The organism is Burkholderia sp. ZZQ-2, assembly GCF_050768715.1.
GTDB lineage: Bacteria > Pseudomonadota > Gammaproteobacteria > Burkholderiales > Burkholderiaceae > Burkholderia > Burkholderia cepacia.
The window spans coordinates 12,480-35,606 of the sequence record NZ_LDVA01000102.1 but is presented as its reverse complement, the minus strand read 5'-3'; the positions used below and the strand labels follow the sequence as shown (position 1 = coordinate 35,606).

Below are 23,127 nucleotides of genomic sequence, written 5' to 3'. Positions count from 1 at the left end.
TTTCTCTACCCCGTATTTTTACGAATTTTTATTTTGTTTATCTAAACAATAGGTAATTGATTCGGTTTTTTATACGGAATTCGACATTGCGAATGCGATCGGCAATCAGGGCTGTTTCGGCAGCTCGACATAGTCTTCAAGCTCGCCGGCGATATAAAGCCGCTTGCCGATACGCGGGTATTCGCAGACATCGTGTTCGAGCCGCTGCCCGCCGACGAGCAGCTCCAGCGGCGCATCGCCGGTGTTCTGCACCGTGTGCGCCTCACCGCCGCGCGGAAAGCCGATGAAGTCGCCGGGCCCGATTTCACTCACGCGTTCGCCGATCGTGACCGAGCCCGTGCCGGACAGCACGTAGACGAATTCTTCTTCGTACAGGTGACGGTGATACTCGGCCGATTCGTGACCGGGCATCAGCGTGAGCAGGTGGATACCGAATTGCGTCAGGCCGGTCAGGTCGCTGAGTTGTCGTTTGAGCCGGACGGCATTGGGATTCAGCGAATGCACCGCGCGCGTCGGTTCCATCTTCGCGATATCGGCGGCCTTCAGCAGTTCCCGGGGAAAGGGAGTCGACATTGGGATCTCGCAAGCGTGAATGCATCGGTTGAACGCTGCGCCGGCGCGGCGCGCGCAGCGGCTATTGTCCGACATTTTCACGCTGGCAGCCGTGGCATCCGCACCGCCGTCGCACGCGGCTCACACGCCCCCGTTCGTCGTGCGAGCGCGTCGATGCGAATGGTGCGCGCCGCGCTGCACGTCATCGAATGCACGAAGCTTGCGCCCGCCACCGTGACGGGCGCGGACGCCGCAGGACGCTCAGCGCACGTGCACGCCGCGCAACGCCGTCAGCAACGCGACGAGCCGATCGATGTGCGCATCTTCCGTGCGCCACGACGACACGCTGATCCGGAACGCCGGCCGCCCCTGCCACACGGTCGCGCCGAACCACACGTCGCCCGATGCCTGTGCGGCTTCGAGGATCGCCGCGGTTTCGTCGTCGGTGCCGGCCCGCGCGAGCACCTGGTTCAGCACGACGCGGTTCAGCACCTCGTAGCCGGCCGCACGCAGGCCGTCCGCAACCCGCGCCGCCTGCGCGCAATGCCGCTCGACCATCGTCGCCACGCCGGCGCGGCCGAGCGCACGCAACGCAGCCCACACGGGAACGCCGCGCGCGCGCCGCGAGAATTCGAGGTTCAGGTTCTTCTGCGCATCCTGCGCGCCGCTCAGGTAGACGGCATCGCTGTTCATCGCGGTGGCGAGCGCCGCCGCGTCGCGGCAGATCACCATCGCGCCGTCGTACGGCGTGTTGAGCCACTTGTGGCCGTCGGTCGTCCAGCTGTCCGCGCCGTCGATGCCGTCCGTCAGCGCGCGCTTCGACGATGCGCGTGCCCACAGGCCGAACGCGCCGTCCACGTGCACCCATGCGCCGGCCGCCTTCGCGGGCGGAATCAGCGCCGCGAACGGATCGAATTCGCCGGTGTTCACTTCGCCGGCCTGCACGCAGAGGATCGTCATGTCGTCGAGCGGCGGCAACTGGGCGGGGTCGATGCGGCCGTGCGCATCGACCGGCGCGACGACGATGCGCTTCATCCCGAAGCCGAGCACGCGCAGCGCCTTCTTCACCGTGATGTGCGCGAGCGCGGAAATCACGACCTTCACTTCGGGCGCGCCGATCAGCCCGTCCTCGTCGATATCCCAGCCCTTGCGTGCGAGCAGCGCGCGCCGCGCGGCCACCAGCGCGACGAGCGTGCAGGCTGTCGCGCTCGTACCGAACCCGACCGCGCTGCCTTCGGGCAACGCAAGCGCATCGACCACCCATCGTGCGGCCTGGCGTTCGATCGTCGCCGCGACCGGCGAATTCGCGTACGACGACGCGCACTGATCCCACGCGAGCATCAGTCGCTCGGCCGCGGCAGCAGCCGGGAGCGCCGCGCCGATCACGAAGCCGAAGTAGTTCGGGCCGTTCGACGCGACCGTCGCGGGGGTGCCGTGCTCGTCGAGCAGGCGCAGCACGTCGTCGGCCGGGCGGCCCGCGTCGGGCAGCGGCTCGTCGAAGGCGGCGAGGCCGGCCAGTGCGGCCGCGTCGGGAAACGCGCGTCGCTCGCCGGTTGCGGCCAGATACGCGTGCGCGCGCCGGTCGGCGTCGGCCAGCAGTGCAAGTTCGTCCATGTCGGTTGCCTCGGGGGAAATGGAATCAGAGTTGCGAGAGATCTTGGCCGAGCTGCTGCAGCGCGCCGTCGATCCGCTTGTAGTACGTGAACTTGCCGACGCGGGTCGCCCGCACGAGCCCGGCATCCGCGAGGATGCGCATGTGGCGCGTGGTCGTGGCCGGCGCGATGCCGAGCTTCTCGGTGATGTACGTGCAGCACACGCCGAGCTCGTCGAAGTCGCCGTGCGGCTGCGGCGGGAAATGCTTGCGCGGCTGCTTGAGCCAGCGCATCACGGCCAGACGGCTTTCGTTGGCCAGGGCGCTGATGCGGGTAACGTCGTCCATGGGATGCGGTTTCGTTTGACGTTTCGAATATTAGCTAAATGACAAAATGTGGGCAATCGGTTTGAAGGACGATTGCTGCTGGCGATGTGGTGTGCACGGGCGTTGCATCGACACGCGACGCAAAAGCAGCGGGATCGCTGCCTCAACGTTTCGCGACAGCCCGTGTAATCTGCGTCACGCCGCAGTCAGTGCCTGCGCCAGCCGGTCGATCAGCGCACGCACGCGCGTCGGCTGCGCGGCACGGCCCGGATACACGATCTGCAAGTCGACGTCGCCCGGCGAAAAGTCGCGCAGGATCTCGACGAGCGCGCCGGACGCCAGATCCTGCTCGACGTCGACCAGCGACTTCAGCGCGACGCCATGCCCCGCGATGCACCACGCCCGCACGAGCGCGCCGTCGTTGGCCACGCGCCGGCCGCGTACCATCACGCGCTTCGGTTCGCCGTCGATGCTGAACGGCCATTCGGCATACAGGTCCGGCCCGAAACGCATCACGAGGCAGTCATGAGAAACGAGATCGTCCGGATGCGTTGGCGTGCCGTGCGCGGCGAGATACGCAGGCGACGCACATACCACGCGCCGCGCGCGGCCGAGCGAGCGGCTGCGCAGCGAACTGTCCGCGAGCGTGCCGCGGCGAATCGCGAAATCGAGCCCCTGCCCGACGAGATCGACGTAACCGTCGCCGAGATGCAGGTCGACCGTCACACCTGGATGCTCGGCCAGAAACGCATCGACAACGGGCACCACGCGCTCGCGACCGAGATCGGCCGGTGCGCTCAGCCGCACGGGCCCCGACAATGTCTGCACGCCCAGCCGCACGCGGCTTTCGAGTTCGTCGGCTTCGGCCAGCAGGCGCCGCGCGCCGTCGACGAGCGTGCGGCCCTCGTCGGTCAGGCTGATCGCGCGCGTCGTGCGCGTGAGCAGCGCCGCGCCGTAGTGACGCTCGAGCGCCGTCAGTCGCTCGGACACCGTGGCCGGCGACAGCCCGACCTCGCGGCCCGCCGCAGCCAGCCCGCCCTTCTCCACGATGCGCAGGAACAGCGCGAGATTGTCGAGCAGCATTGTTCGCTCCTTCCGAAGGATATTTTCGAAGCCTGCCCGATTATCCGAAATGTCCGCAAGCGATACAGTGCGGCAACGCTCGATGTCACCGCCGTCCGCCCCAGCGCTTCGATCATCCACAGGAAACCCGCCATGGAATACCGCACCCTCGGCCGCTCCGGCCTCAAGGTTCCCGTCCTGAGCTTCGGCGCCGGCACATTCGGCGGCACCGGCCCGCTGTTCAGCGCATGGGGCAACACGGGCGTCGACGAAGCGCGCCGCCTGATCGACATCTGCCTCGAAGCCGGGGTGAACCTGTTCGACACGGCCGACGTGTATTCGGACGGTGAATCCGAGCGCGTGCTCGGCGCCGCGATCAAGGGACGTCGCGACCAGGTGCTGATCTCGACGAAGACGGGCCTGCCGACCGGCGACGGCCCGAACGACGCGGGCACGTCGCGCGCGCGACTGATCCGCGCGGTCGACCACGCGCTGCGCCGCCTCGACACCGACTACATCGACCTGCTGCAACTTCATGCGTTCGACGCGGGCACGCCGGTCGAGGAAGTGATGTCGACGCTCGACGATCTCGTGCGCGCGGGCAAGCTGCGCTACATCGGTGTGTCGAACTTCGCGGGGTGGCAGATCATGAAGTCGCTGGCGGTGGCGGATCGGCACGGCTGGTCGCGTTACGTCGCGAACCAGGTCTACTACTCGCTCGTCGGCCGCGACTACGAGTGGGACCTGATGCCGCTCGGCGCCGACCAGGGCCTCGGCGCACTCGTGTGGAGCCCGCTCGGCTGGGGCCGGCTCACCGGCAAGATCCGGCGCAACGCGCCGCTGCCCGAAGGCAGCCGCCTGCATGAAACGGCGAGCTACGGGCCGCCGGTCGACGAAGCGCGCCTGTACGACGTGGTCGATGTGCTCGACGCGATCGCGGAGGAAACCGGCAAGACGGTGCCGCAGATCGCGCTGAACTGGCTGCTGCAACGGCCGACCGTGTCGTCGGTCATCATCGGCGCGCGCAACGAGGAACAGTTGCGCCAGAACCTCGGCGCGGCAGGCTGGGCGCTGACCGATGCGCAGGTCGCGAAGCTCGATGCGGCAAGTGCCGTCGAAGCGCCTTATCCGTACTTCCCGTATCGCCGGCAGGCGGCGTTCGCGCGGTTGAACCCGCCGATGCGCGGGTAAGGGACGGTAGCGGCGACGCGGTTGCGTGCCTGTGTCAGGCCGGCACGCCTGCCCGGCCGAGCCGCACGACCTTGTCGGCCGCGCCGATGACCGAGCGCCGGTGGGTGATCGCGATCACCGTGACATCGCGGGCGAGCAGTCGCACGTGTTCCATGATGTCGCGCTCCGTCGCTTCATCCAGCGCGGAACTCGCCTCGTCGAGAAACAGTACGGTCGGGTTGCCGTACAGCGCCCGGGCGATCGCGATGCGCTGGCGCTCGCCGCCGGACAGCTTCAGCCCGCGCTCGCCCACCGTCGTGCGGAAGCCGTCCGGCAGGCCGTCGATGAACGTCAGGATCGCGGCCCTCGCAGCGGCTTCCCGCAAACGCCGAGCATCGTGCGGCCGGCCGAGCAGAATGTTGTCCTCCAGGCTTTCGTTCAGCAGCACTACGTCCTGCGGCACGACGGCGACCGCACCGTACCAGTCGGCGCGGTCGATGTCCGCGAGATCGACGCCGTCGACGAGAATGCGCCCGCCGGTCGGTTCGATCGACTTCAGCGCCAGCTTGAAGATCGTCGATTTCCCCGCCCCCGTTTCGCCGACGATGAACGTGACGGCCCCGCGCTCGGCGACGAAATCGACATCGGTCACGCCGCGCCCGTTGCCGTACGCGTAGCCGACATGATCGAACACCACGCGCCCTTCGCGCGGCACGAACGCCGATGCGTGCGACACCTGCCGCTCCTCGGGTGCCGTCCAGAGCGCCGCGAACGGCACGAGGGCCGCGCGGGAGCGCGCACTCTCGTCGATCGAGCGCGCGAGCATTTCGAACGGCAGGTTCAGTTGCAACAGCAACGTGTTGAACAGCACGATGTCGCCGATCGACAGCGCACCGGCTTCATGGCGCGGCAGCAGCAACCAGAACGTCACCGAGAACTGGACCGCGAGGCAGAGACCCAGCAGCGCGAGATAGCCGACGTGCTGCAGCACGTATGCGCGCCAGCTGTCGCGCTCGACGCGCGCTTTCTCGGAGAAACGTTCGCTCATCCACCGATGGCTGCCGAAATGCCGAAGCGTCTCCATCGCATTGATCGCGCCGCCGACGAAACGCGCATTCTCCTGCCCGGCTCCGATGGCGCGGTCGAGAAACGCGCGCGAGCGCCGCGCGGCAACGATCGCGATCGTCACTGCGACCGCGCCGTAGGCGGCCGTGATGGCCACGACCTCGAAATTGATCAGCGCGCCGAGCGTGGCGAGCGCCAGCACGATCTGAAGCGTGCCGGGGATCAGGTCCATCAGCGCGAGTTGCACGAGCACCGACAGTGCGCGGCTGCCGCGTTCGTTCGCACTCTGGATTTCAGCCGGATTGTGTTCGACGAAGAAGGCCGTGGTCTTCTTCAGGATGCGCTCGAAGAAGCGCGTGCCGGTGATGAATCCGAGATTCTTGGAACTCGTGAAGGACAGGTACTGCACCACGCGTTGCAGCGCGCTGGACAGGCCCAGCAACACCGCATAGAGCACAAAGCCCGGGATCAGCGCATGGAGCACGCCGCGATGCGACAGCGCGTCGATCAGGCGCGAGAACAGATAAGGCGCGGCGACGGCGCTCGCACTCGACAGCACGACGACCGCCGCGACCGTCAGCAGCATCCAGCGATCGGCCTTCCAGTAGGCTCGCAGCACCTCGACAATCGGATTCGGCGCGTGGTGTTCGTTCATGACGCGAAAAACCGGGGGCGACCCGGATGGCGACAGACGGCCGAAAAGTCTAACAGACCGAAAGCAAAGACACGGCGGCGTTCGGGCGGCATGGCGGCAGCAACGCGGGGCCTTCGAAGACCGGTTAGCCCTGGACACTACCAAACGGCGGATGCCCCTCACATTGACATATCGGTAAATCTCGATATACTCCGCGCCATGGAATTGCTCGACATTTTCAAGGCCCTCTCGAACCGGACTCGTCTCGAGATCCTGCAAGGCTTGAAGGATCCCGTGAAAAACTTCCCTCCGCAGGACGAAGGGGACGTGCTCACGGTGGGCGTTTGCGTCAGCAGCATTCAGGAGGGTGTCGGGCTGTCGCAGTCGACAGTGTCCGATTATCTTGCCACGCTGCAACGCGCCGGCCTGGTCGAGGTCAGGCGCATCGGCCAGTGGACCTACTACAAGCGCAACGAAGCAGCCATCAGTGCGCTTGCCAAGGCCATTGGCAAGGAGCTGTAATTTTTTGCCGCATCATATCGATAATTCCCGATATCCCTTTTTGTCGAAACAAGGAGTTCCAATGAAAGCGCTCATGCTCAAATCATTTGGCGGCCCGGAATCGTTCGAACTGCGTGACGTACCCAAGCCCGTGCCGCACGCGGGACAAGTTCTGGTCCGCATCCATGCGACGTCCATCAACCCGCTGGACTATCAGGTCCGGCGTGGCGACTATCCCGACCTGGTGCCGCTGCCGGCCATTACCGGGCATGACGTCTCCGGCGTGGTCGAAGCAGTCGGGCCGGGTGTGACGGCCTTCTCTCCGGGAGACGAAGTCTGGTACACCCCGCAAATCTTCGACGGGCCGGGCAGTTATGCCGAGTACCACGTTGCCGCCGAAAACATCGTCGGGAAGAAGCCGCCGTCACTGAGCCATCTCGAAGCGGCAAGCCTGACCCTGGTCGGCGGGACGGCATGGGAAGCACTGGTCGTGCGCGCGGCGCTGCGCGTGGGCGAAAGCATCCTGGTACACGGTGGCGCGGGAGGCGTCGGCCATGTGGCGATCCAGCTCGCCAAAGCCATCGGCGCGAGGGTGTTCACGACCGTGCGCGCAGCCAACGTCGAATTCACCCGAAGTCTGGGGGCCGATGAGGTCATCGACTACGAAAAGGACGATTACGTCGACGCCGTCATGCGGACCACGGGTGGCCGCGGAGTCGACGTCGTGTTCGACACCATCGGCGGCAACACCTTGTCGCGCAGCCCCGACGCGCTCGCACAGCTTGGCCGCGTCGTCACGATCGTGGACATCGCACAGCCGCAAAACGTCATTCAGGCCTGGGGCAAGAACGCGAGCTATCACTTCGTTTTCACGAGGCAAAACCGCGGCAAGCTGGACGAGTTGAGCGCGTTGGTTGCGCGCGGACAGCTGCGGCCACACGTCGGCGCCGTCTATTCCCTTGCCGATATTCCGCTCGCCCATGCCCGGCTGGAAAGTCCCCGCCACGGTGTTCGAGGAAAGATCGCTATCGCGGTCGAGCCGTCGACTCATCTCGACCGTGTTGCCGCGTCTTCATGAGCCTGTTGCGCGGATGCTCGACCGCTGGCCGTGGCACCATGAAATGTAGTCGTCATGGGCCTACCGATGGTGCCGCGAACGTCCTATCGTAGAGACCTGCGACGCGCCGGCCGGATCGGAGGCGCGCGCCCTTCTCATCGAAAGGTCCGCCAACATGAACACCAACGAAACAGGACTGACCGTACGCGCGGTCACGGAAAACGACTACGACCGGTGGCTGCCGCTGTGGGACGGCTATAACCGCTTCTACGGCCGCTTCGACGATACGGCCCTGCCGATGCGCATCACGCAGCTCACGTGGTCGCGCTTCTTCGACGGCTACGAGCCCGTCCATGCTTTCGTCGCGGAACGCGACGGCAAGCTCGTCGGGCTCGTGCATTTCCTGTATCACCGCAGCACGACGCACGCCGGGCCGGTCTGCTACCTGCAGGACCTGTTCACGCTCGACAGCGAGCGCGGCAAGGGCGTCGGCCGCGCGCTGATCGAAGCCGTGTACGACACCGCGCGTGCGCATCGCGCCGAACGCGTGTCCTGGCAAACACACGAATCGAACCACACGGCGATGCGGCTCTACGACACCGTCGCGGAAAAACCCGGGGCCGTGCTCTACCGGAAGGAGCTGTTGCGCTGAAACGGATGAAAACGGGAGTCGGAATGCTGGCCGTCTCACGTCGACAGGCCACAGTAGCCCAGGGGACACAAGATCCGTCATTCCGTCGGTTGCTGTATCCCCACGGCTACCAATTCAACGCGTCAATTTGTGTTCTCTTCCGTACAGGCGAACCCATCGTCGTCGCCCGACATTGACCGCCCGCGCTCACCCCACCGGCCGCGCCTTGATCCACAGAAACAGCGGCACGCGCGCCCACTGCTTCAGTTGATCCGTATCGGCGTGATCGGGCGGCGGCTCGCGCAGCGACACGATCGCGAACCCGGCCGCTTCCAGTGCGTCCATATACGCCTGCAGCGGCAGCGACCAGCCCGCGAAATGCATCGACAGCCCGTCGCGCGTTTCCACGCCGTCGAAGTGCTCGCGCCCGAAATAGCTGCCCTTCAGCACGAACGGCGCATCGGGTTGCGGCCCCGCGAAGCCGCCGCGATCGCGAAACGGATGCACGAGCGAGATGAACAGCAGCCCGCCCGGCTTCAGCACGCGGCGCGCCTCGTTCAACGCGCGCTGCATGTCGTCGAGATCCATCAGCACGTTGTATGCCATCACGAGATCGAAGCTGGCCGCGTCGAACGGCAGCGACGCCGCGTCGGCCAGCTCGTAGCGATGCGCGGAATCCGCATGACGGGCGGCGTCGAGCATCGCGGGCACCACGTCGGTCGCGGTCACGTCGTAGCCGAGCGCCTTCAGTTCGCGGCTCACGCGGCCTTCGCCGCAGCCGATCTCCAGCGCGCGGCCGGTGTCGCGGCCGATATAGGCCGCGAGCCCCGCGCGGTATTTCCAGAACGCATCGTGCCCGGGCTTGCCGGCCCAGCCGATCCATTGGTCGGCGACCTGTGTCCAGTGTTCGGTGATGGCTTTCGTGTCGGTCATGCGCGCTCCCGCCCGGTGTGCATCGTTGGCTCAGGATGCGCATGGTAAGCCGATGCGGCGGAACGCGCGACCAGGCTGTGCCGCGCGGCCGGTTTCCGTTTCCGGCGGCGACGTTCTACAGTGACATAAAACAATCCGCGCCGCCGCGCGTCGCCCCCGCCCGGCGATGCGCACCCGATTCCGAGGACATCCCATGCCGAGCATTCTGGCCGCGCCCGCCAATCTCCCCCCGAGCCCCGTCGCGGCGGAAACGCGCATGGTGCACGACGTCGCGACGCTGAAGCCGTCCGACTACCGTTCGGCGGACGGCATGTCGTGGGTCATCTCCACCATCACGCCGGCCGCGGACAGCGGATCGAACGTGACCGGCACGACGTACTTCGACACCGCGAAAGGCCGGACCGTCCCGGTGCCCGACGCGCGGCGTCGCTACGCGAATCGCGGCACATGGCAGGTCGTCGCGAGCTCGAGCCCTGCCGTGCCCGCTACCGGCCGCTACGACTGGCTGACGCTCGCCTGGCTGCCGATCAACCGGCGGCCGCTGCCGCAAACGCCCGAACACCTGTATTCGCCGTTCATTCGCGGCGGCACGATCGTGTATCGATGGAATCCGGCGGCGGAAGGCGGCGAGCAGTTCGGCAACGTGCGGATGATCTTTCCGGAATGGACGCAGCAGGTGGCCGATGCGTTGCGGTCTGCGCCGGCAGCGTCGCCGGACGGCGCCAGCACGTCGGCCGCACCGTCGGCGCTCGATCGCCTGACAGCGGACACGAACCCGATGACCGCCGTGCTCGACTTCGGCGACGCACTGCGCGACGAGCCGGTCGAGCGAATCGTCGCGCGGCTGCCGGCGCTGCTGCGCGTGAAGGACCTGCACGAACTGTCGGCGATCGTGTTCCTGTGCCTGTCCGGATCGCGCGCCGAAGACCGGCCGCGCCTCGCCGAAGCGATCAACGGATCGATCGCGTCGACCGACGACAGCGCACGCCTGCTCGCGATTGCATATGGCGCGTTCGCGGCCGGCCGGGCACGGCCCCATCCGTTCAACGATGCGGGGCAGGCCGCGCGTATCAACGACGTGTTCGGCGCGTTGAAGCGGCGGACCGCGGCGCTCGACGTGCCGGTCGCGGAAGGGTCGCCGTGGTACGAGTTCTTCACGGCATATCGGCTCGGCGGGGCGGCGCCGGGTAACAACCCGTGACGATACGCACGTAGCCCGTGCGGCCACGGCGGAAGCCGGCCTCCCGCTTGCGCGTGGAACCGGTCGCTCTTGCGAGCCGCGCGCCGTCATCGCCCGTCACGTGAGCGGCGCAGGTTTGCATCGGCACCGAAGGCGCGACGAATCCGGATCAAATGGCATGTTCGATCTATTCGACCATTTGAACCGGATCGCCCTGTGCTAGATTCCCGCCCGGCCATAGAGCCATCTCAAATAACCCGAACTAAAAAGACCAAATCATGAAATCTGTATTCCGTCATGCCGCTCTGGCATTGGTGACGATCGGCTTCCTGTCGGGCTGCGCCAGCAGCGTGACACGCGACGCCAGCGATCAGGCGGGGGCCGCCGTGACCGCGTCGACGATGAAATTCGGCACGAAACCCGTGGTCGTGAAGGTCACGCTCGACAATACCGCGCAGGAAGCGTTGAAAGACAACCTGAAGTTCGACGCGAAGAAACTGCAGGAAAAAATCGAAAGCGCACTGGACGCACGCAAGCTGCTGGCAAAAGCGGATTCGACCGATGCAATGCACCTGAACGTCGAAGTCAACGGCATTCGCGTGCGCTCGAGCTTCTCGGCCGTCATGTTCGGCTTCATGGCGGGCAACGATCACGTCGACGGTACCGTGACGCTCGTCGACGCCGACAATCATCAGATCGACCGCTTCAAGGTATCGGCTTCGTACGCGCTCGGCGGCATCGCCGGCGGCATGGACGATACGCGCATGAACTGGCTGTACGAGAAGTTCACCGAGCAGACGCTGACGACGCTCGAACCGGCGGCCGGCGCGCAACAGGCGAACGCCACGCATACGAAGACGCAGTAATGCCCGACGCCCGGACGGCCGCGAATACGCGGCCCGCCGGGCGGCAGCGGTCGCGCTCATCCGCCGGCGACGATGCGGATGTCGCACGCAACGATCGTCGCCGACCGGGGCCTTTCAGCCTGCCCGCCAGTCACCGGGCATGTCCCGCCTCTCACCGCGCGCCCGCGCGCGGCATGACAGCATCGCCGAATTCCTCAATACGGTCGCAAGCCTCGCTTGCACAAATGCTCAGCCATCAGTCGGCCGATCAGCAACGACGGTTCATATGTGTTGCCCTCATCGGAACCCTGTGCCAGCCACCAACCTGGCGCCACGCGGTGCGCGAGTGACTGCCCGGTGCCCGTATCCGGCCACGATCCCGTTCCATCGAATCAGCCGGCATGAATCGGATCGCGGCCGAGCCCATCCGCCGCCACAACGCATTCACGATTGCATGTGAAACGACGGGAATGCAGCCGCTCGGGGGAACCGACCGTCAAGCAGAGATCCCTTTCGAGACACCGGCGGACACCACGCCGGACCGGCGACCGCATTGTCGACGCGCGATTCGCAACCGATCATCAGACCAGCCTGAACGACCGCGCACCGACCGAACAATGATGGCATCCCGAATATGCGCACGCCGCGCCGGGAACCCGCACGCATCGGGCCATGTCGAATCGCATCACGACCGTTGACCGCATCGCGTTCATCGGCCGATCATCGTCCTCCTGCCCCCCGCTCGATCAAGTCGCCCCTTTCCTGCTCATGTTAAGCATCGGTCCCTTCTCGATCCGCGTCGTCGCGGTGGCCGTCGCCGCGCTGCTCGCGTGGCTCGTCGCCCGTTTCATCCAGCGCCGCCCGCCGGACGGCCAGCACAAGACCGCATCGAGCCTGATCCTCGATACCTTGCTGCTCGGGCTAATCGCCGCGCGCATCGGCTACGTCGCGCAGTGGTGGCACGAGTACGCCGCCGCGCCGCGCGCGATCGTCGCGCTCGGCGACGGCGGCTTCGACTGGCGCATCGGCCTCGCGGCCGGAATCGTGTTCGCGGGCTGGCGCCTGCGCCGCCTGCCCGCGCTGCGTCGCCCGGTGATGGCCGGCATGCTCGCGGGCCTCGCCGCGTGGGGCATCGCGCAGGGCACGCTCGCAACGTTGCAGCACGGCGCGCCACCGCTTGCCGCGTTGCGGCTCGAAGCGCTCGACGCCACGCCGGTGCCTGCGCAACGCTTCGCGGGCAAGCCGGTCGTCGTGAACCTGTGGGCCACGTGGTGCCCGCCGTGTCAGCGCGAAATGCCGATCCTCGCGCAAGCGCAGCAGGATCATCCGGGGATGACGGTGCTGATGGTCAACCAGGGCGAAGACGCGCAAGCTGTGCGCGCGTTCCTCGAACAGAAAGGGCTGCGATTCGATCACGTGCTGCTCGATCGCACGCTGCACGCGATGCAGGCCTATGGTTCGCGCGGGTTGCCGACGACGCTCTTCTTCGATGCGAAAGGCAATCTCGTCGAATCGCACATGGGCGAGATCACCGCCGCGCGGCTGAAGGACGCCGTCGCGGACCGCTTCGGCCAGTAACGCGCGTCGGCGAAGGGCTAAGGCATCGCTGCGTCACATCCGCGCCTCGACCGCGGCGAGCGCGCGCCGGCAGATGGACGCGCTGCACGCATGATTCGCTGCCGCCGTGACGGAAAGCACGGCGGCTTCCCGCGCAAGTTCGGGCGGCCCTGCACGACGCCCATGACATCCTCGTGCGACGTGTGGCGGGCAAATCGGAGCATTCGACCGACACGCTTTCTGACATATCGTCAATAAAGTGACGACGCGGCCCGCCGGCGCAATCGCCGGGGAATCGTTTCGCAGCAAGCCTGCAAGACATCGGGGCATCCATCAGTGCAGACGAAGACGCTCCGGACCGACACCTGATGCCGGCCGATCTCGGCTAGAGTGATTGCACGTTTTCGCCTGGAATGCCATTTCATTTCGCCATGCCAACCATATGACGGGATGCCGATCGAAATCCACTGCGTAAACGAGCGCGGCCCGCGCGTGCACTACCACGCGCGGGCCGCTGACCACAACCCACTCTGTACAGGAGTCAGTCATGGCTGACGGGAATCATAACGCACCGGTTCGCTTTCACGATTGTTCCATGCCCGCTCGCACGTCTTTTCAGACTCGCCGCATCGTTCCACATCTCAGGCTCGCCGACACGGCACCGCCGGCCCTCCATCTGTGGATGAAGCTGTCCGGCCGCTGGATCGACGCAGCGGGTTTCGAACCCGGGCAGCGCTTGCGGATCGAGGTGATGCACAAGCGGCTGGTGGTCACGCCGATCGAAGAAGCGCCCGGCGACGATATCGGCCAGGATGCCGATCGCTCGACAGGCCAGCCGCGGCCGACGTTCTCGGTAATCACGGGAGGCGCGCAATGAATCGCAACGACTCGCGACAACGTGCCGGCACCTTGCCGGCCGACTTCGGCCTCGATGACGCAGGCGCACTGTCGGCCAAATCCGCGCTCGTCCTGAAGATCAACGCACTGACCGTCTCGCGCGGCCTGAGCGAAGACGAGGCTGCGGCGCTCGCGGAGATGGCCCGGCCGGTCGTCACGCCCGAGCAACGCGAAAGACTCCGGAACGTCTCGCTGGAACTGCTGATGCAGACGCTGGCGTCGCTGGGCCAGCAGGTGGAAATCGTGGTGCGGCCTGCGGGGCCGCCGCATTCGGCAGGCATCACGGTTTCAGTCTGACCGTCGGCAAAAGGAACGAAGGGGGCGTAGGGGCCGCGCCCCGGCCGCCCCGCGCTCCGACGATGCGCCGGACCTGACGGTCAGGGGCGCGACAACACCATCACACGACCCGACACGCGCTGCAGCTTCAGCCAGCCCGTGTCGGCCGTAAATTGAAGCTGCTGCAGCGGAAAATCGAACTCCGCGCGCTGCGCGGCGCTGATCACCGCATCGGCGATCCAGCGGATCAGTTCCTTGCCTTCGTCGGTCGTCTGGTGGCCGTTCTGGACACCATAGAAATAGCGGTTCCCGGCGTTGACCTCGTTCTGAACCTGCATCCAGTGCCCCGGCAGGCCCCGCTGCGTCCTGAACAGGTCGGCCACCCGCTGCGTCGTCAGTCCGCGCGCCCACAATGCGCCGTTCACGGCGGGGCGCGCCAGGTTGTGGCGATCGGCTTCCTGGGCTTGCTCTTTGATGTCGCCTTTCAGGGAATCGGGTTTCGTCATGACGCTTTCCTCGCGATGGGCCCGACAAAGGGCCGGTTGAATGGACAAGGACCACGGAGAGGAGGGGCCTGAAGCGCGGATCTGCGCGACCCTGGCGTCCGTGGCCACCACGAACGACAGGCCGGCGACATGCGCCGGCCTGCCTCACGATATCGGCCGCAGGCCGGTCGTCCCGCCTGCGCCGGGTGAACGATACGCCCATTGCAGGAATTCTTCGCCTGTCAGGTATGTCAGGCTTCGATATCGGGCGTCCGTCCCCATCACGCTGTCCTTTTCCCCTTCAACAGGAACGCCGCCGCCGTACATCCCGCCATCGCAACACCCGCGATCAGGAACGTATCGCTGTACGCCATCAACAGCGCCTCACGCATCACGCGCTGGTTCACGAGCGCGAGCGCCAGCTCGTGCACGCCGCCGGTCGCCGAACCCGGCAACGCATCGGCACGCGGCACATGCACGCGCGACAGCAGCCGCACCAGCATCGCCATGCGTTCCTGAAACGCTTCCGAGAACGGCGTCACGGCCTCGCCGATCCGCATCGCATGCAGCTTCTGCCGCTCGACGACGATCTGGCTCGCCACCGCGATGCCGATCGCACCGCCGACGTTGCGCACCATGTTGAACACGCCGGACGCCGAACCGAGCTGCGCCTTCTCGATCCCGTCGACGGCCATCACCGACAGCGCGATCACGACGAGCGACTGCCCGATCCCGCGCACGACGAGCGACGGCACGATCACGTTCGACGCGGCGTCGGCGGTCAGGTGGATGTTCATCAGGCAGCCGGCCGCGACGAGCGCGAAGCCGAGCACGATCGTCGCGCGCGGGCTCGTGCGGCGCATCAGCGGCGGCGTCAGGAACGACATCACGAACTGCACGAGCCCGTACGGGATCATCGCGAGGCCGATGTCGCGCGCGCTGTAGCCGTGCAGCTCGGCGAAGTAGTTCGGCACGAGGAACACGACGCCGAACACCACCGCGCCGAACAGGAACTGCATCAGGCTCGCGATCCCGAAGTTGTAGCGGCCGAGCAGCCGCAGGTTGATGAACGGCGCCTCGCGCCGCAGCTCGATCGCGACGAACGCGACGAGCCCCGCCACCGCGACGATCGACAGCTCGACGATCAGGTCGGACGCGAACCAGTCCTTGCGCCCGCCCTCCTCCAGCACGATCTGCAGCGCGCTCAAGCCGATCGCCATCGTCGCGATCCCGAACCAGTCGGCCTGCCGCAGCTTCGCCAACTGCACGGGCACCGGGCGGATCGCCCACGCGATCGCCGCGATCAGCGCGATCGCGGGCGGAATCTGCAGATAGAAGATCCAGCGCCACGAATACATGTCGGTGAGCCAGCCGCCGAGCGACGGCCCGGCCGCCTGCGCGACGTTGTTCGCGACCGCGAACAGCGCCATCCCGAGCGGATGCTTCGACGGTGGCAGCTCGGTGACGATCAGCTGGAACGACAGCGGAATCAGCACGCCGCCGAACGCGCCCTGCAGCGCGCGCGCGACGATCATCGTCGAAATGGTCGGCGCGACCGAGCACGCAATCGAGAACGCGAGGAACCCCGTTGCGCCGACGAGCAGCACGCGGCGCGCGGAGAACACCTGCACGAGCCAGCCGGTGAGCGGAATCACGACGATCTCGGCAACGAGGTACGCGGTCGAGATCCACGAGCCTTCCTCGAAGCTCGCGCCCAGCGACCCGCGGATGTCGGGCAGCGACGCGTTCGTCACGTGCACGTTCATCCCCGCCATGAAGCAGCCGAACACGCCGCCGAGCACCGCGACCCACGCGCGCAGCGAGACGGTTTCGTCGTGCGCGGCCTGCGCGCCCCGTGATGCCGCGGCCGTCACGATCCGGCTCCCGGTGTGCCGCGCGTATCGACGCGCGCGATCACCGACATGCCGGGCCTCAGCACGAGGCCCGGCGGCGGCGCATCGAGGCGGATCTTCACGGGTACGCGCTGCACGATTTTCGTGAAGTTGCCGGTCGCATTGTCGGGCGGCAGCAGCGCGAATTCGGCGCCCGAGCCCGGGGCGAGCCCGAGCACGCGGCCGTGCAGCGTGCAGCCCGAGTAGGTATCGACGTCGATCTCGACCGGCTGCCCGTCGCGCATCGCGCCGAGCTGCGTCTCCTTGAAGTTCGCGACGACGTACACGTCGCGCAGCGGCACGACCGCGAGCAACGGCATCCCGACCTCGACGTACTGGCCCGCGCGCACCGCCCGCTGGCCGATCGCGCCGTCGCGGGTCGCGCGGATCACCGTGTGCTCGAGATCGAGTTGCGCCAGCGCGAGCTTCGCGCGGGACGCCGCGAGCCGCGCACGCGCCTGCTCGATCGCGGCCGTGCTTTGCGCACGGCGCCGGCGCAACACCGTCTGCTGGTCGTCCTGCGCGCGCACGGCCGCGCCGGCGCGCGCCAGTTCCGCGCGCGCCTTCAGCGCATCGGCGTGCGCCTGCTCCCAGCGCTGCCCGCTGGCGGCCGATTCGGCGAGCAACTGCTTGTAGCGCGCCGCATCCGCGTCGCGTCGCGTCGCCTCGGCACGCGCGGCGGCCGCGTCGGCCTGCGCCTGCTCGATCACGCTGCGCTGCTGGCCGACCTGCGCGTCGAGCGTCGCGGCCGCGGCTTCCTCGGCCTGCAACGTCGCATCGGCGGCGGCAACGGCCGCCTGCGCGTCGTCGAGCTTCGCGCGATAGTCGCGATCGTCGAGCACGACGAGCACGTCGCCGCGCTTCACGGGCTGATTGTCGTCGACGGCCACGCGTGCGACATAACCGGCCACCCGCGGGCTGACGGTCACGATGTCGGCGCGCACGTAGGCATCGTCGGTGTGCTCGATGAAGCGGCCGACCGTCCACCAGCGCCAGCCGAACCCGGCCAGCACGATGACGGTGATGAAGGCGCCGGCGGCGATCCAGTGGCGCCGCGCGAAACGGGCGGATTTCTCGGGTACGGCTGTGGTGCTCATGATCGGAATCGGAAGGGTTGAGTGCGTGCGGATTCACGAACGGCCGGTCACGGCCCGTTCACGTCAATAACGGGCTTGCGCTGGCCCTGACGCTGCCAGCCGCCCCCCAGTGCCTTGAAGACGGCAACCTGATCGAGTGCGACCTGCTGCGTCGACGCGGCCAGCGCCGCATCGACCGCGACGAGGCTGCGCTGCGCGTCGAGCACGCCGAGAAAATCCAGCGCGCCCGCGTCGTAGTTCAGTTCCGCGAGCCGGAAAGCGCGCGCGTGCTCGGCGCGCGCGGTTTCGAGCGCGGCCTTGTGACGCCACTCGGCGCCGTATCGCGCGAGCGCCTGTTCGGTTTCCTTCAGCGCGCGCAGCACCTGCGCGTCGAACGACGCGCGAGCGGCGGCATCGTCCGCGCGTGCCTGCGCGAGCTGCGCGCGGCTCGCCGCGAGATTCGGAAAGCGCCAGGTAATCAGCGGCCCGACGCCCCACGCGATCGCGTACTTGTCGCCGAGCGACGACGGATCGCCGGTCGTCGACAGCCAGTTCACCGACCCACCGAGCACGATCGACGGATACAGCTCGGCCGCGACGGCACCGATCCGCGCGTTCGACGCGGCGAGCCGGCGCTCGCTTTCGCGCAGGTCGGGCCGGCGCCGGAGCAGCGCGGCGCCATCGCCGACCGGAAACGGCCGCGCCAGCGCCGGCGTCGCATGGCAGCGCGCGGCCGCATCGGGAATCGCGCCGGGCGCGTGCCCGGTCAGCACCGCCAGCTCATACAACGCGGCGCGGCGCGCGCCAGTCAGCGCCGGCAGTTCGGCACGCGTATCGTCGGCGAACGCGCGCGATCGCGCGACTTCCAGATCGGACACGAGACCGTGCGTGCGCTGCCGTGCGGTCAGCGCGGCGAGGCGGTCGGCGATCGCGACCGAACGCTCGGCCACGTCGATCCGCTCGCCGTACGCGCACGCCTGCGCGTAGGCGGCTGTCGTCTCGGCGGCCACCGTGACGCGCATCGCATCCGATGCCGCCTGCACGGCCTCCGAATCGTCGCGCGCGGCATCGACGAGATGACCGACACGCCCCCACAGATCGACTTCCCACGACAGCGCGAATGACGGCGCGAATCCCCGGCGCGTACGTGCATCGGTGCCCTTCGCGCTCGCGACGATCTGGTCGGGCGCGTGCTTGCCGTAGTCGACGCCGAAGCCGGCCGTCGTATCGGGCAATCGCGCGGCGCCCGCTTCGTCGAGCACGGCGCGCGCCCGCTCGACGCGTGCCGCGGCCACCGCGAGATCGCGGTTTTGCGCGAGCGCTTCGCGCACGAGTGCGTCCAGCGCCGGATCGTCGAACAGTTGCCACCAGCGATCGGGCAACGCGCCGCCCGGCGCGACGGGCGCATCGGCCGCGGCATCGAACGGCGCGCGATGTGCCGCATCGATCGACGGCGGGCGATACGGCTCGCCGACGGAGCATGCGCCCAGCATCGCCGCGCTCAGCAGCGTGGCGGCGATGCGCGGCGCGCAAGACGAGGCGGCAACGGGTAAATCGAAGGAAAGCGAAGCAAGGAAGGAGGCGCGCATCGTGCGGTGGCAGTCGAACAAACGATGGGCCTATGGTAATTTCGGCACATTCAGTCGATCTCGCGCGCAAAGCGCATTCGTCGTCGAGAAAAGGACAAGTGGACCCATTTTTCAGCGCGCTCGAGCGCAAGGACAAGCACAAGCAGATCGCGGTCGCCGTGTCCGACGCGGCGTCCGGCGTCCTGTATCCGCCGCATTCGCACCGGCACGGCCAGCTGATTCACGCGATCTCCGGCGTGATGCTCGTACATGCGGATGCCGGCAGCTGGGTCGTACCGACAGGGCGCGCGGTGTGGGTGCCGGCCGGCACGCAGCACGAGATCCGGATGGCCGGCGACGTGCAGATGCGCTCGGTGTTCGTCGCGCGCGAAGTGCGGCCGAGCCTGCCGGGCGAGTGCCGCGTGATCGAGGTCGGCACGTTGCTGCGCGAACTGATCGTGACCGCGTGCGAACTGCCGGCCGACTACGACCTTTCGCATCGCGCGGGACGCGTGCTCGCGTTGATCCTCGACGAAATCGAAATCGCGCCGCTGCTGTCGCTGCATGTGCCGATGCCGCGCCACCCCGCACTCGCCGCGCTGTGCACGCAGCTGGTCAACGACCCGTCGTTGGCCGTCACGCTGCAGTCGTGGGCGCGCGATGCGCACATGAACGAGCGCACGCTCGCACGCACGTTCAAGCGCGAGACGGGCATGACGCACGGCGCATGGTGCCGCCATGCGCGATTGCTGCTGAGCCTGCCGCGCCTCGCGGCCGGCACGCCGATCCTCGAACTCGCGCTCGAGCACGGCTACGACAGCCCGAGCGCGTTCGCGGCAATGTTCCGCAAGGCGCTCGGCGTGCCGCCGAGCGAATACTTCCGGCGGCGATAAACAGCGCTGTCCGTTTCGCGACGATCGAGCGCTGCCGCGCGTGCGCGGCGCAACGTGTGGCCCGCTACAGTGGCGGCATCGCACGACACTCGCGCTCCGCCGATGGATCTGATTCAACGCATGCAGGTTTTCGTCACGCTCGCCGACGCGGGAACCTTCACCGAAACCGGCAAGCGGCTCAACCTCACGACCGCGTATGTCAGCCGCGCGATCGCGTCGCTCGAAACGCATCTCGGCATCCGGCTGCTGAATCGCACGACGCGCTCGATGTGCCTGACCGAAGCCGGTGAACGCTATCTGGCCCGCGCACGCGACATCACGCTCGCAGTGGACGCAAGCGAACGCGAAGCGCGCGGCGCGCGGCTGCATCCATACGGACGACTGCGCGCGCACTGCAGCGCCAGCATCGCGAACCGTTTCGTGATTCCGCTGGTCGCGCGCTTCCAGGCGCGTTATCCGGAAGTCAGCGTCGATTTGACGCTCGCGCCGCACGTGCCCGACCTGATCCGCGACAGCTACGACGTCGCCATCATCGCAATGCCGAACCTGCCGAGCTCCGATCAGGTCGCGATCGATGTCGGGCGAATCGGCAGCGTGCTGTGCGCGGCGCCCGCGTATGTCGCGGATCACGGCATGCCGGATACGCCGCGCGCGCTCGTGCGGCATCGCTGCCTGCAGCTGGTCGCACCGGCCTACCCGGCGGGTGAATGGACACTGACGCGCGGTGCGGATGCGGAAACGGTCGCGATCGAGCCGGCGATGACGGCCGACGTCGCGGCATCGCTCGCGATCGCGGTGCGGGAAGGAGCGGGAATCGGCCTGCTGCCGGAATTCGTCGCGGCGGACGATCTGCGTTCAGGCGCGCTGATGCGCGTGCTGCCCGATTACCGGGCGGAGGACGTGGGCGTGTTTCTGGTGCACCCGTCACGCCGGCACATCGACGCGAAGACGCGCGCGTGGGTGGATTTCATGAAGGTGGAACTGCGCGATGCGCTTGCCGGGCCGCGCAGCGGCCACCGAGAGGGCCACCAAGGCGGCGGCGACGCGACCGCGCCGGACACCGCCGGCGCAGCCGCCACGACGCCGCTTACGCGACAGCCTTCACCGCGGAATGCGCGCCAAAAAACGTCGCCTGCACCGCTTCGTCCGCACGCGCATACGCGCGGTTGACACCGCTGATCACCGCGCGGATCGACGCGGTCGTCAGGTTCGCGTCGATACCGACGCCGAACGCACTGCCGCGCACGCCCGTGCCGGCCAGTTCGGCGATCGCGATCGCCTTCGCATCGGCGCCTTGCGACAGGGCGCGCTCCTCGTAGTGCTGGATGCGCAGCGGCGTACGCAGCGCGTGCATCAGCGCGTCGAGCGGGCCGTTGCCTTCACCGCGCAGCACGCGGCGCTCGCCGTGCACGTCGGCGGTCAGCACGATCGTCTCGCGGCCGTCGCGTTCGCTCAGCTCATGGCCGACATAACGCAGCGGCGCATCGCCTTCCACGTATTCCTGCTGGAACAGCGACCAGATCTGCGCGCTCGTCACCTCGAGCCCGCTGTCGTCGGTCAGGCGCTGCACGGCCGCGCTGAAGTCGACCTGCAGGCGGCGCGGCAGCGCGACGCCATAACTCTGCTCGAGCAGGTACGCGATACCGCCCTTGCCCGACTGGCTGTTCACGCGAATGATCGAGTCGTACGTGCGGCCGACATCGCTCGGATCGATCGGCAGATACGGCATTTCCCATACGGCGTCGGGTTTCTGTACCGCGAAGCCTTTCTTGATGGCGTCCTGATGCGAGCCGGAGAACGCGGTGAACACGAGGTCGCCGACATACGGATGGCGCGGGTGGATCGGCAACTGCGTGCATTCCTCGGACGTGCGCGCGACTTCGTTGATCTGCGAGAAATCGAGGCCCGGATCGACGCCCTGCGAGTAGAGGTTCAGCGCGAGCGTGACGAGATCGACGTTACCGGTGCGCTCGCCGTTGCCGAACAGGCAGCCCTCGATCCGGTCCGCGCCGGCCATCACCGCGAGCTCGGCCGCCGCGACCGCGGTGCCGCGGTCGTTGTGCGGATGCACGGACACGATCAGCGCGTCGCGGCGCGCGAGGTTGCGGTGCATCCATTCGATCTGGTCCGCGTAGAAGTTCGGCGTGCCGACTTCGACCGTGGCGGGCAGGTTCACGATCGCCTTGTGCTCCGGCGTCGGCTGCCAGACGTCGAACACGGCGTCGCAGACTTCCTTCGCGAAATCCAGCTCGGTCGCCGTGAAGGTTTCCGGGCTGTATTGCAGCGTGAAATGCGTGTCGGTCGCGGCGTCGGCGAAGCGCTTGATCGTGCGCGCCGCGTTCACCGCGAGTGCCTTCACGCCGTCGCGGTCGAGGCCGAACACGATCTTGCGGAATTCCGGCGCGGTCGCGTTGTACAGGTGAACGATCGCGCGCTTCGCGCCGCGCAGCGAGTCGAAGGTACGCTCGATCAGGTCGTCGCGGGCCTGCGTGAGCACCTCGATCGTCACGTCGTCGGGAATGTGGCCGCCTTCGATCAGTTCGCGCACGAAGTTGAAGTCGGTCTCCGACGCCGACGGAAACGCGACCTCGATCTCCTTGAAGCCGATCGCGACCAGCATCTTGAACATCCGCATCTTGCGCGCCGCGTCCATCGGCTCGAACAGCGACTGGTTGCCGTCGCGCAGGTCGGTGCTCATCCAGATCGGCGCTTGCGTGATCGTGCGCGTCGGCCACATGCGGTTCGGCAGGTTGACGGGCGTGAACGGTCGGTACTTCGTCGCGGGGTTCTTCAGCATCATGATGTTCGGTCCTCGGTCGGTGGGTCGGGAAACCGCGGCGCGCTGGCCATCAGTCGTGGTGGCAGGCTGCGCGCACAGCGGTGAAAACGGTGGAAAGCGGCACAACGGCAAAGCGGTACGGCGAACGACAGCCTT

22 protein-coding genes are annotated in these 23,127 nt (G+C 67.4%); 11 read left to right on the top strand and 11 right to left on the bottom strand.

What is annotated here, in order from left to right:
• Nucleotides 1-105 precede the first annotated feature (105 nt).
• The 4 genes from ABY44_RS05380 to ABY44_RS05365 form a co-directional block, all read right to left on the bottom strand.
• Nucleotides 106-573, bottom strand: coding sequence for a cupin domain-containing protein (locus ABY44_RS05380; RefSeq protein ID WP_027789984.1), 468 nt, complete (start codon nucleotides 571-573; stop codon nucleotides 106-108).
• A gap of 240 nt (nucleotides 574-813) precedes the next feature.
• Entirely contained in the window at nucleotides 814-2,166 is a 1,353-nt protein-coding gene (locus ABY44_RS05375) for a pyridoxal phosphate-dependent decarboxylase family protein (RefSeq protein ID WP_060174181.1), read from the bottom strand.
• A 25-nt stretch (nucleotides 2,167-2,191) separates the two neighbouring features.
• Nucleotides 2,192-2,491 carry an ArsR/SmtB family transcription factor gene (locus ABY44_RS05370; RefSeq protein WP_021160594.1) on the bottom strand — a complete coding sequence of 100 codons (300 nt, stop codon included), beginning with the start codon at nucleotides 2,489-2,491 and terminating at the stop codon, nucleotides 2,192-2,194.
• Between the two features lie 174 nt (nucleotides 2,492-2,665).
• Nucleotides 2,666-3,553, bottom strand: a complete 888-nt coding sequence (locus tag ABY44_RS05365) for a LysR family transcriptional regulator (protein ID WP_027789986.1) — start codon at nucleotides 3,551-3,553, stop codon at nucleotides 2,666-2,668.
• 132 nt (nucleotides 3,554-3,685) lie between these two features.
• Between ABY44_RS05365 and ABY44_RS05360 the strand changes: the two genes are divergently transcribed.
• Nucleotides 3,686-4,723: an aldo/keto reductase gene (locus tag ABY44_RS05360; protein WP_027789987.1), complete on the top strand. Its 1,038-nt coding sequence runs from the start codon at nucleotides 3,686-3,688 to the stop codon at nucleotides 4,721-4,723.
• A 34-nt stretch (nucleotides 4,724-4,757) separates the two neighbouring features.
• Here the strand turns inward: ABY44_RS05360 and ABY44_RS05355 are convergent, their stop codons facing one another.
• Nucleotides 4,758-6,422 (bottom strand): ABC transporter ATP-binding protein, encoded by a 1,665-nt coding sequence (locus tag ABY44_RS05355; RefSeq protein ID WP_060174180.1) that lies wholly within the window; start codon nucleotides 6,420-6,422, stop codon nucleotides 4,758-4,760.
• 198 nt (nucleotides 6,423-6,620) lie between these two features.
• On the opposite strand from ABY44_RS05355, the gene ABY44_RS05350 reads away from it, so the two are divergent.
• The 3 genes from ABY44_RS05350 (at nucleotide 6,621) to ABY44_RS05340 (ending at nucleotide 8,611) form a co-directional block, all read left to right on the top strand.
• Nucleotides 6,621-6,923 carry an ArsR/SmtB family transcription factor gene (locus ABY44_RS05350; RefSeq protein WP_048021417.1) on the top strand — a complete coding sequence of 101 codons (303 nt, stop codon included), beginning with the start codon at nucleotides 6,621-6,623 and terminating at the stop codon, nucleotides 6,921-6,923.
• 61 nt (nucleotides 6,924-6,984) lie between these two features.
• Nucleotides 6,985-7,980 (top strand): zinc-dependent alcohol dehydrogenase family protein, encoded by a 996-nt coding sequence (locus ABY44_RS05345; RefSeq protein ID WP_060174179.1) that lies wholly within the window; start codon nucleotides 6,985-6,987, stop codon nucleotides 7,978-7,980.
• Between the two features lie 154 nt (nucleotides 7,981-8,134).
• Nucleotides 8,135-8,611: a GNAT family N-acetyltransferase gene (locus ABY44_RS05340; protein ID WP_060174178.1), complete on the top strand. Its 477-nt coding sequence runs from the start codon at nucleotides 8,135-8,137 to the stop codon at nucleotides 8,609-8,611.
• A 186-nt stretch (nucleotides 8,612-8,797) separates the two neighbouring features.
• On the opposite strand, the gene ABY44_RS05335 is transcribed toward ABY44_RS05340, so the two are convergent.
• Nucleotides 8,798-9,523 (bottom strand): class I SAM-dependent methyltransferase, encoded by a 726-nt coding sequence (locus tag ABY44_RS05335; RefSeq protein ID WP_059696165.1) that lies wholly within the window; start codon nucleotides 9,521-9,523, stop codon nucleotides 8,798-8,800.
• A 193-nt stretch (nucleotides 9,524-9,716) separates the two neighbouring features.
• Here ABY44_RS05335 and ABY44_RS05330 point away from each other — a divergent pair, with 193 nt between their 5' ends.
• From ABY44_RS05330 to ABY44_RS05310, 5 genes are all read left to right on the top strand, one after another.
• On the top strand, nucleotides 9,717-10,724 hold the full coding sequence (locus ABY44_RS05330; RefSeq protein ID WP_060174177.1) for a hypothetical protein: 1,008 nt from the start codon (nucleotides 9,717-9,719) through the stop codon (nucleotides 10,722-10,724).
• A gap of 257 nt (nucleotides 10,725-10,981) precedes the next feature.
• A complete protein-coding gene (locus ABY44_RS05325) occupies nucleotides 10,982-11,569 on the top strand; it encodes a DUF4410 domain-containing protein (RefSeq protein WP_060174176.1) in 588 nt (195 codons plus the stop codon).
• Nucleotides 11,570-12,316: 747 nt separating this feature from the next.
• Entirely contained in the window at nucleotides 12,317-13,126 is an 810-nt protein-coding gene (locus ABY44_RS05320) for a TlpA family protein disulfide reductase (protein WP_060174223.1), read from the top strand.
• A 526-nt stretch (nucleotides 13,127-13,652) separates the two neighbouring features.
• Entirely contained in the window at nucleotides 13,653-13,982 is a 330-nt protein-coding gene (locus ABY44_RS05315) for a SymE family type I addiction module toxin (protein ID WP_027789996.1), read from the top strand.
• Nucleotides 13,979-14,299 carry a helix-turn-helix domain-containing protein gene (locus ABY44_RS05310; RefSeq protein ID WP_027789997.1) on the top strand — a complete coding sequence of 107 codons (321 nt, stop codon included), beginning with the start codon at nucleotides 13,979-13,981 and terminating at the stop codon, nucleotides 14,297-14,299. Before ABY44_RS05315 ends, ABY44_RS05310 begins: the two co-directional genes overlap by 4 nt.
• Before the next feature lie 80 nt (nucleotides 14,300-14,379).
• On the opposite strand, the gene ABY44_RS05305 is transcribed toward ABY44_RS05310, so the two are convergent.
• The 4 genes from ABY44_RS05305 to ABY44_RS05290 form a co-directional block, all read right to left on the bottom strand.
• A complete protein-coding gene (locus ABY44_RS05305; protein ID WP_021160608.1) occupies nucleotides 14,380-14,784 on the bottom strand; it encodes a hypothetical protein in 405 nt (134 codons plus the stop codon).
• Between the two features lie 260 nt (nucleotides 14,785-15,044).
• On the bottom strand, nucleotides 15,045-16,637 hold the full coding sequence (locus ABY44_RS05300; RefSeq protein ID WP_060174175.1) for a DHA2 family efflux MFS transporter permease subunit: 1,593 nt from the start codon (nucleotides 16,635-16,637) through the stop codon (nucleotides 15,045-15,047).
• Nucleotides 16,634-17,752, bottom strand: a complete 1,119-nt coding sequence (locus ABY44_RS05295) for an HlyD family secretion protein (RefSeq protein ID WP_060174174.1) — start codon at nucleotides 17,750-17,752, stop codon at nucleotides 16,634-16,636. Before ABY44_RS05295 ends, ABY44_RS05300 begins: the two co-directional genes overlap by 4 nt.
• A 47-nt stretch (nucleotides 17,753-17,799) precedes the next feature.
• Nucleotides 17,800-19,320 carry an efflux transporter outer membrane subunit gene (locus ABY44_RS05290; RefSeq protein ID WP_060174222.1) on the bottom strand — a complete coding sequence of 507 codons (1,521 nt, stop codon included), beginning with the start codon at nucleotides 19,318-19,320 and terminating at the stop codon, nucleotides 17,800-17,802.
• Between the two features lie 98 nt (nucleotides 19,321-19,418).
• Between ABY44_RS05290 and ABY44_RS05285 the strand changes: the two genes are divergently transcribed.
• Nucleotides 19,419-20,192: an AraC family transcriptional regulator gene (locus ABY44_RS05285; RefSeq protein WP_027790000.1), complete on the top strand. Its 774-nt coding sequence runs from the start codon at nucleotides 19,419-19,421 to the stop codon at nucleotides 20,190-20,192.
• Nucleotides 20,193-20,294: 102 nt separating this feature from the next.
• On the top strand, nucleotides 20,295-21,362 hold the full coding sequence (locus ABY44_RS05280; RefSeq protein WP_060174173.1) for a LysR family transcriptional regulator: 1,068 nt from the start codon (nucleotides 20,295-20,297) through the stop codon (nucleotides 21,360-21,362).
• Here ABY44_RS05280 and leuA read toward each other — a convergent pair.
• Nucleotides 21,280-22,989, bottom strand: a complete 1,710-nt coding sequence (gene leuA, locus ABY44_RS05275) for a 2-isopropylmalate synthase (protein ID WP_059696227.1) — start codon at nucleotides 22,987-22,989, stop codon at nucleotides 21,280-21,282. The genes ABY44_RS05280 and leuA overlap by 83 nt on opposite strands.
• Nucleotides 22,990-23,127: the final 138 nt, after the last annotated feature.

What these genes read in the sequence shown, in the direction of transcription:
- ABY44_RS05360 (WP_027789987.1), top strand. Translation starts at nt 3,686, where the DNA reads ATGGAATACCGCACCCTCGGCCGCTCCGGCCTCAAGGTTCCCGTCCTG.
- ABY44_RS05335 (WP_059696165.1), bottom strand. Translation starts at nt 9,523, where the DNA reads ATGACCGACACGAAAGCCATCACCGAACACTGGACACAGGTCGCCGAC.
- ABY44_RS05320 (WP_060174223.1), top strand. Translation starts at nt 12,317, where the DNA reads ATGTTAAGCATCGGTCCCTTCTCGATCCGCGTCGTCGCGGTGGCCGTC.
- ABY44_RS05295 (WP_060174174.1), bottom strand. Translation starts at nt 17,752, where the DNA reads ATGAGCACCACAGCCGTACCCGAGAAATCCGCCCGTTTCGCGCGGCGC.
- ABY44_RS05315 (WP_027789996.1), top strand. Translation starts at nt 13,653, where the DNA reads ATGGCTGACGGGAATCATAACGCACCGGTTCGCTTTCACGATTGTTCC.
- ABY44_RS05325 (WP_060174176.1), top strand. Translation starts at nt 10,982, where the DNA reads ATGAAATCTGTATTCCGTCATGCCGCTCTGGCATTGGTGACGATCGGC.
- ABY44_RS05305 (WP_021160608.1), bottom strand. Translation starts at nt 14,784, where the DNA reads ATGACGAAACCCGATTCCCTGAAAGGCGACATCAAAGAGCAAGCCCAG.
- ABY44_RS05330 (WP_060174177.1), top strand. Translation starts at nt 9,717, where the DNA reads ATGCCGAGCATTCTGGCCGCGCCCGCCAATCTCCCCCCGAGCCCCGTC.
- ABY44_RS05340 (WP_060174178.1), top strand. Translation starts at nt 8,135, where the DNA reads ATGAACACCAACGAAACAGGACTGACCGTACGCGCGGTCACGGAAAAC.
- ABY44_RS05345 (WP_060174179.1), top strand. Translation starts at nt 6,985, where the DNA reads ATGAAAGCGCTCATGCTCAAATCATTTGGCGGCCCGGAATCGTTCGAA.
- ABY44_RS05290 (WP_060174222.1), bottom strand. Translation starts at nt 19,320, where the DNA reads ATGCGCGCCTCCTTCCTTGCTTCGCTTTCCTTCGATTTACCCGTTGCC.
- ABY44_RS05310 (WP_027789997.1), top strand. Translation starts at nt 13,979, where the DNA reads ATGAATCGCAACGACTCGCGACAACGTGCCGGCACCTTGCCGGCCGAC.
- ABY44_RS05370 (WP_021160594.1), bottom strand. Translation starts at nt 2,491, where the DNA reads ATGGACGACGTTACCCGCATCAGCGCCCTGGCCAACGAAAGCCGTCTG.
- ABY44_RS05380 (WP_027789984.1), bottom strand. Translation starts at nt 573, where the DNA reads ATGTCGACTCCCTTTCCCCGGGAACTGCTGAAGGCCGCCGATATCGCG.
- ABY44_RS05280 (WP_060174173.1), top strand. Translation starts at nt 20,295, where the DNA reads ATGGATCTGATTCAACGCATGCAGGTTTTCGTCACGCTCGCCGACGCG.
- ABY44_RS05350 (WP_048021417.1), top strand. Translation starts at nt 6,621, where the DNA reads ATGGAATTGCTCGACATTTTCAAGGCCCTCTCGAACCGGACTCGTCTC.
- ABY44_RS05365 (WP_027789986.1), bottom strand. Translation starts at nt 3,553, where the DNA reads ATGCTGCTCGACAATCTCGCGCTGTTCCTGCGCATCGTGGAGAAGGGC.
- ABY44_RS05355 (WP_060174180.1), bottom strand. Translation starts at nt 6,422, where the DNA reads ATGAACGAACACCACGCGCCGAATCCGATTGTCGAGGTGCTGCGAGCC.
- ABY44_RS05375 (WP_060174181.1), bottom strand. Translation starts at nt 2,166, where the DNA reads ATGGACGAACTTGCACTGCTGGCCGACGCCGACCGGCGCGCGCACGCG.
- leuA (WP_059696227.1), bottom strand. Translation starts at nt 22,989, where the DNA reads ATGCTGAAGAACCCCGCGACGAAGTACCGACCGTTCACGCCCGTCAAC.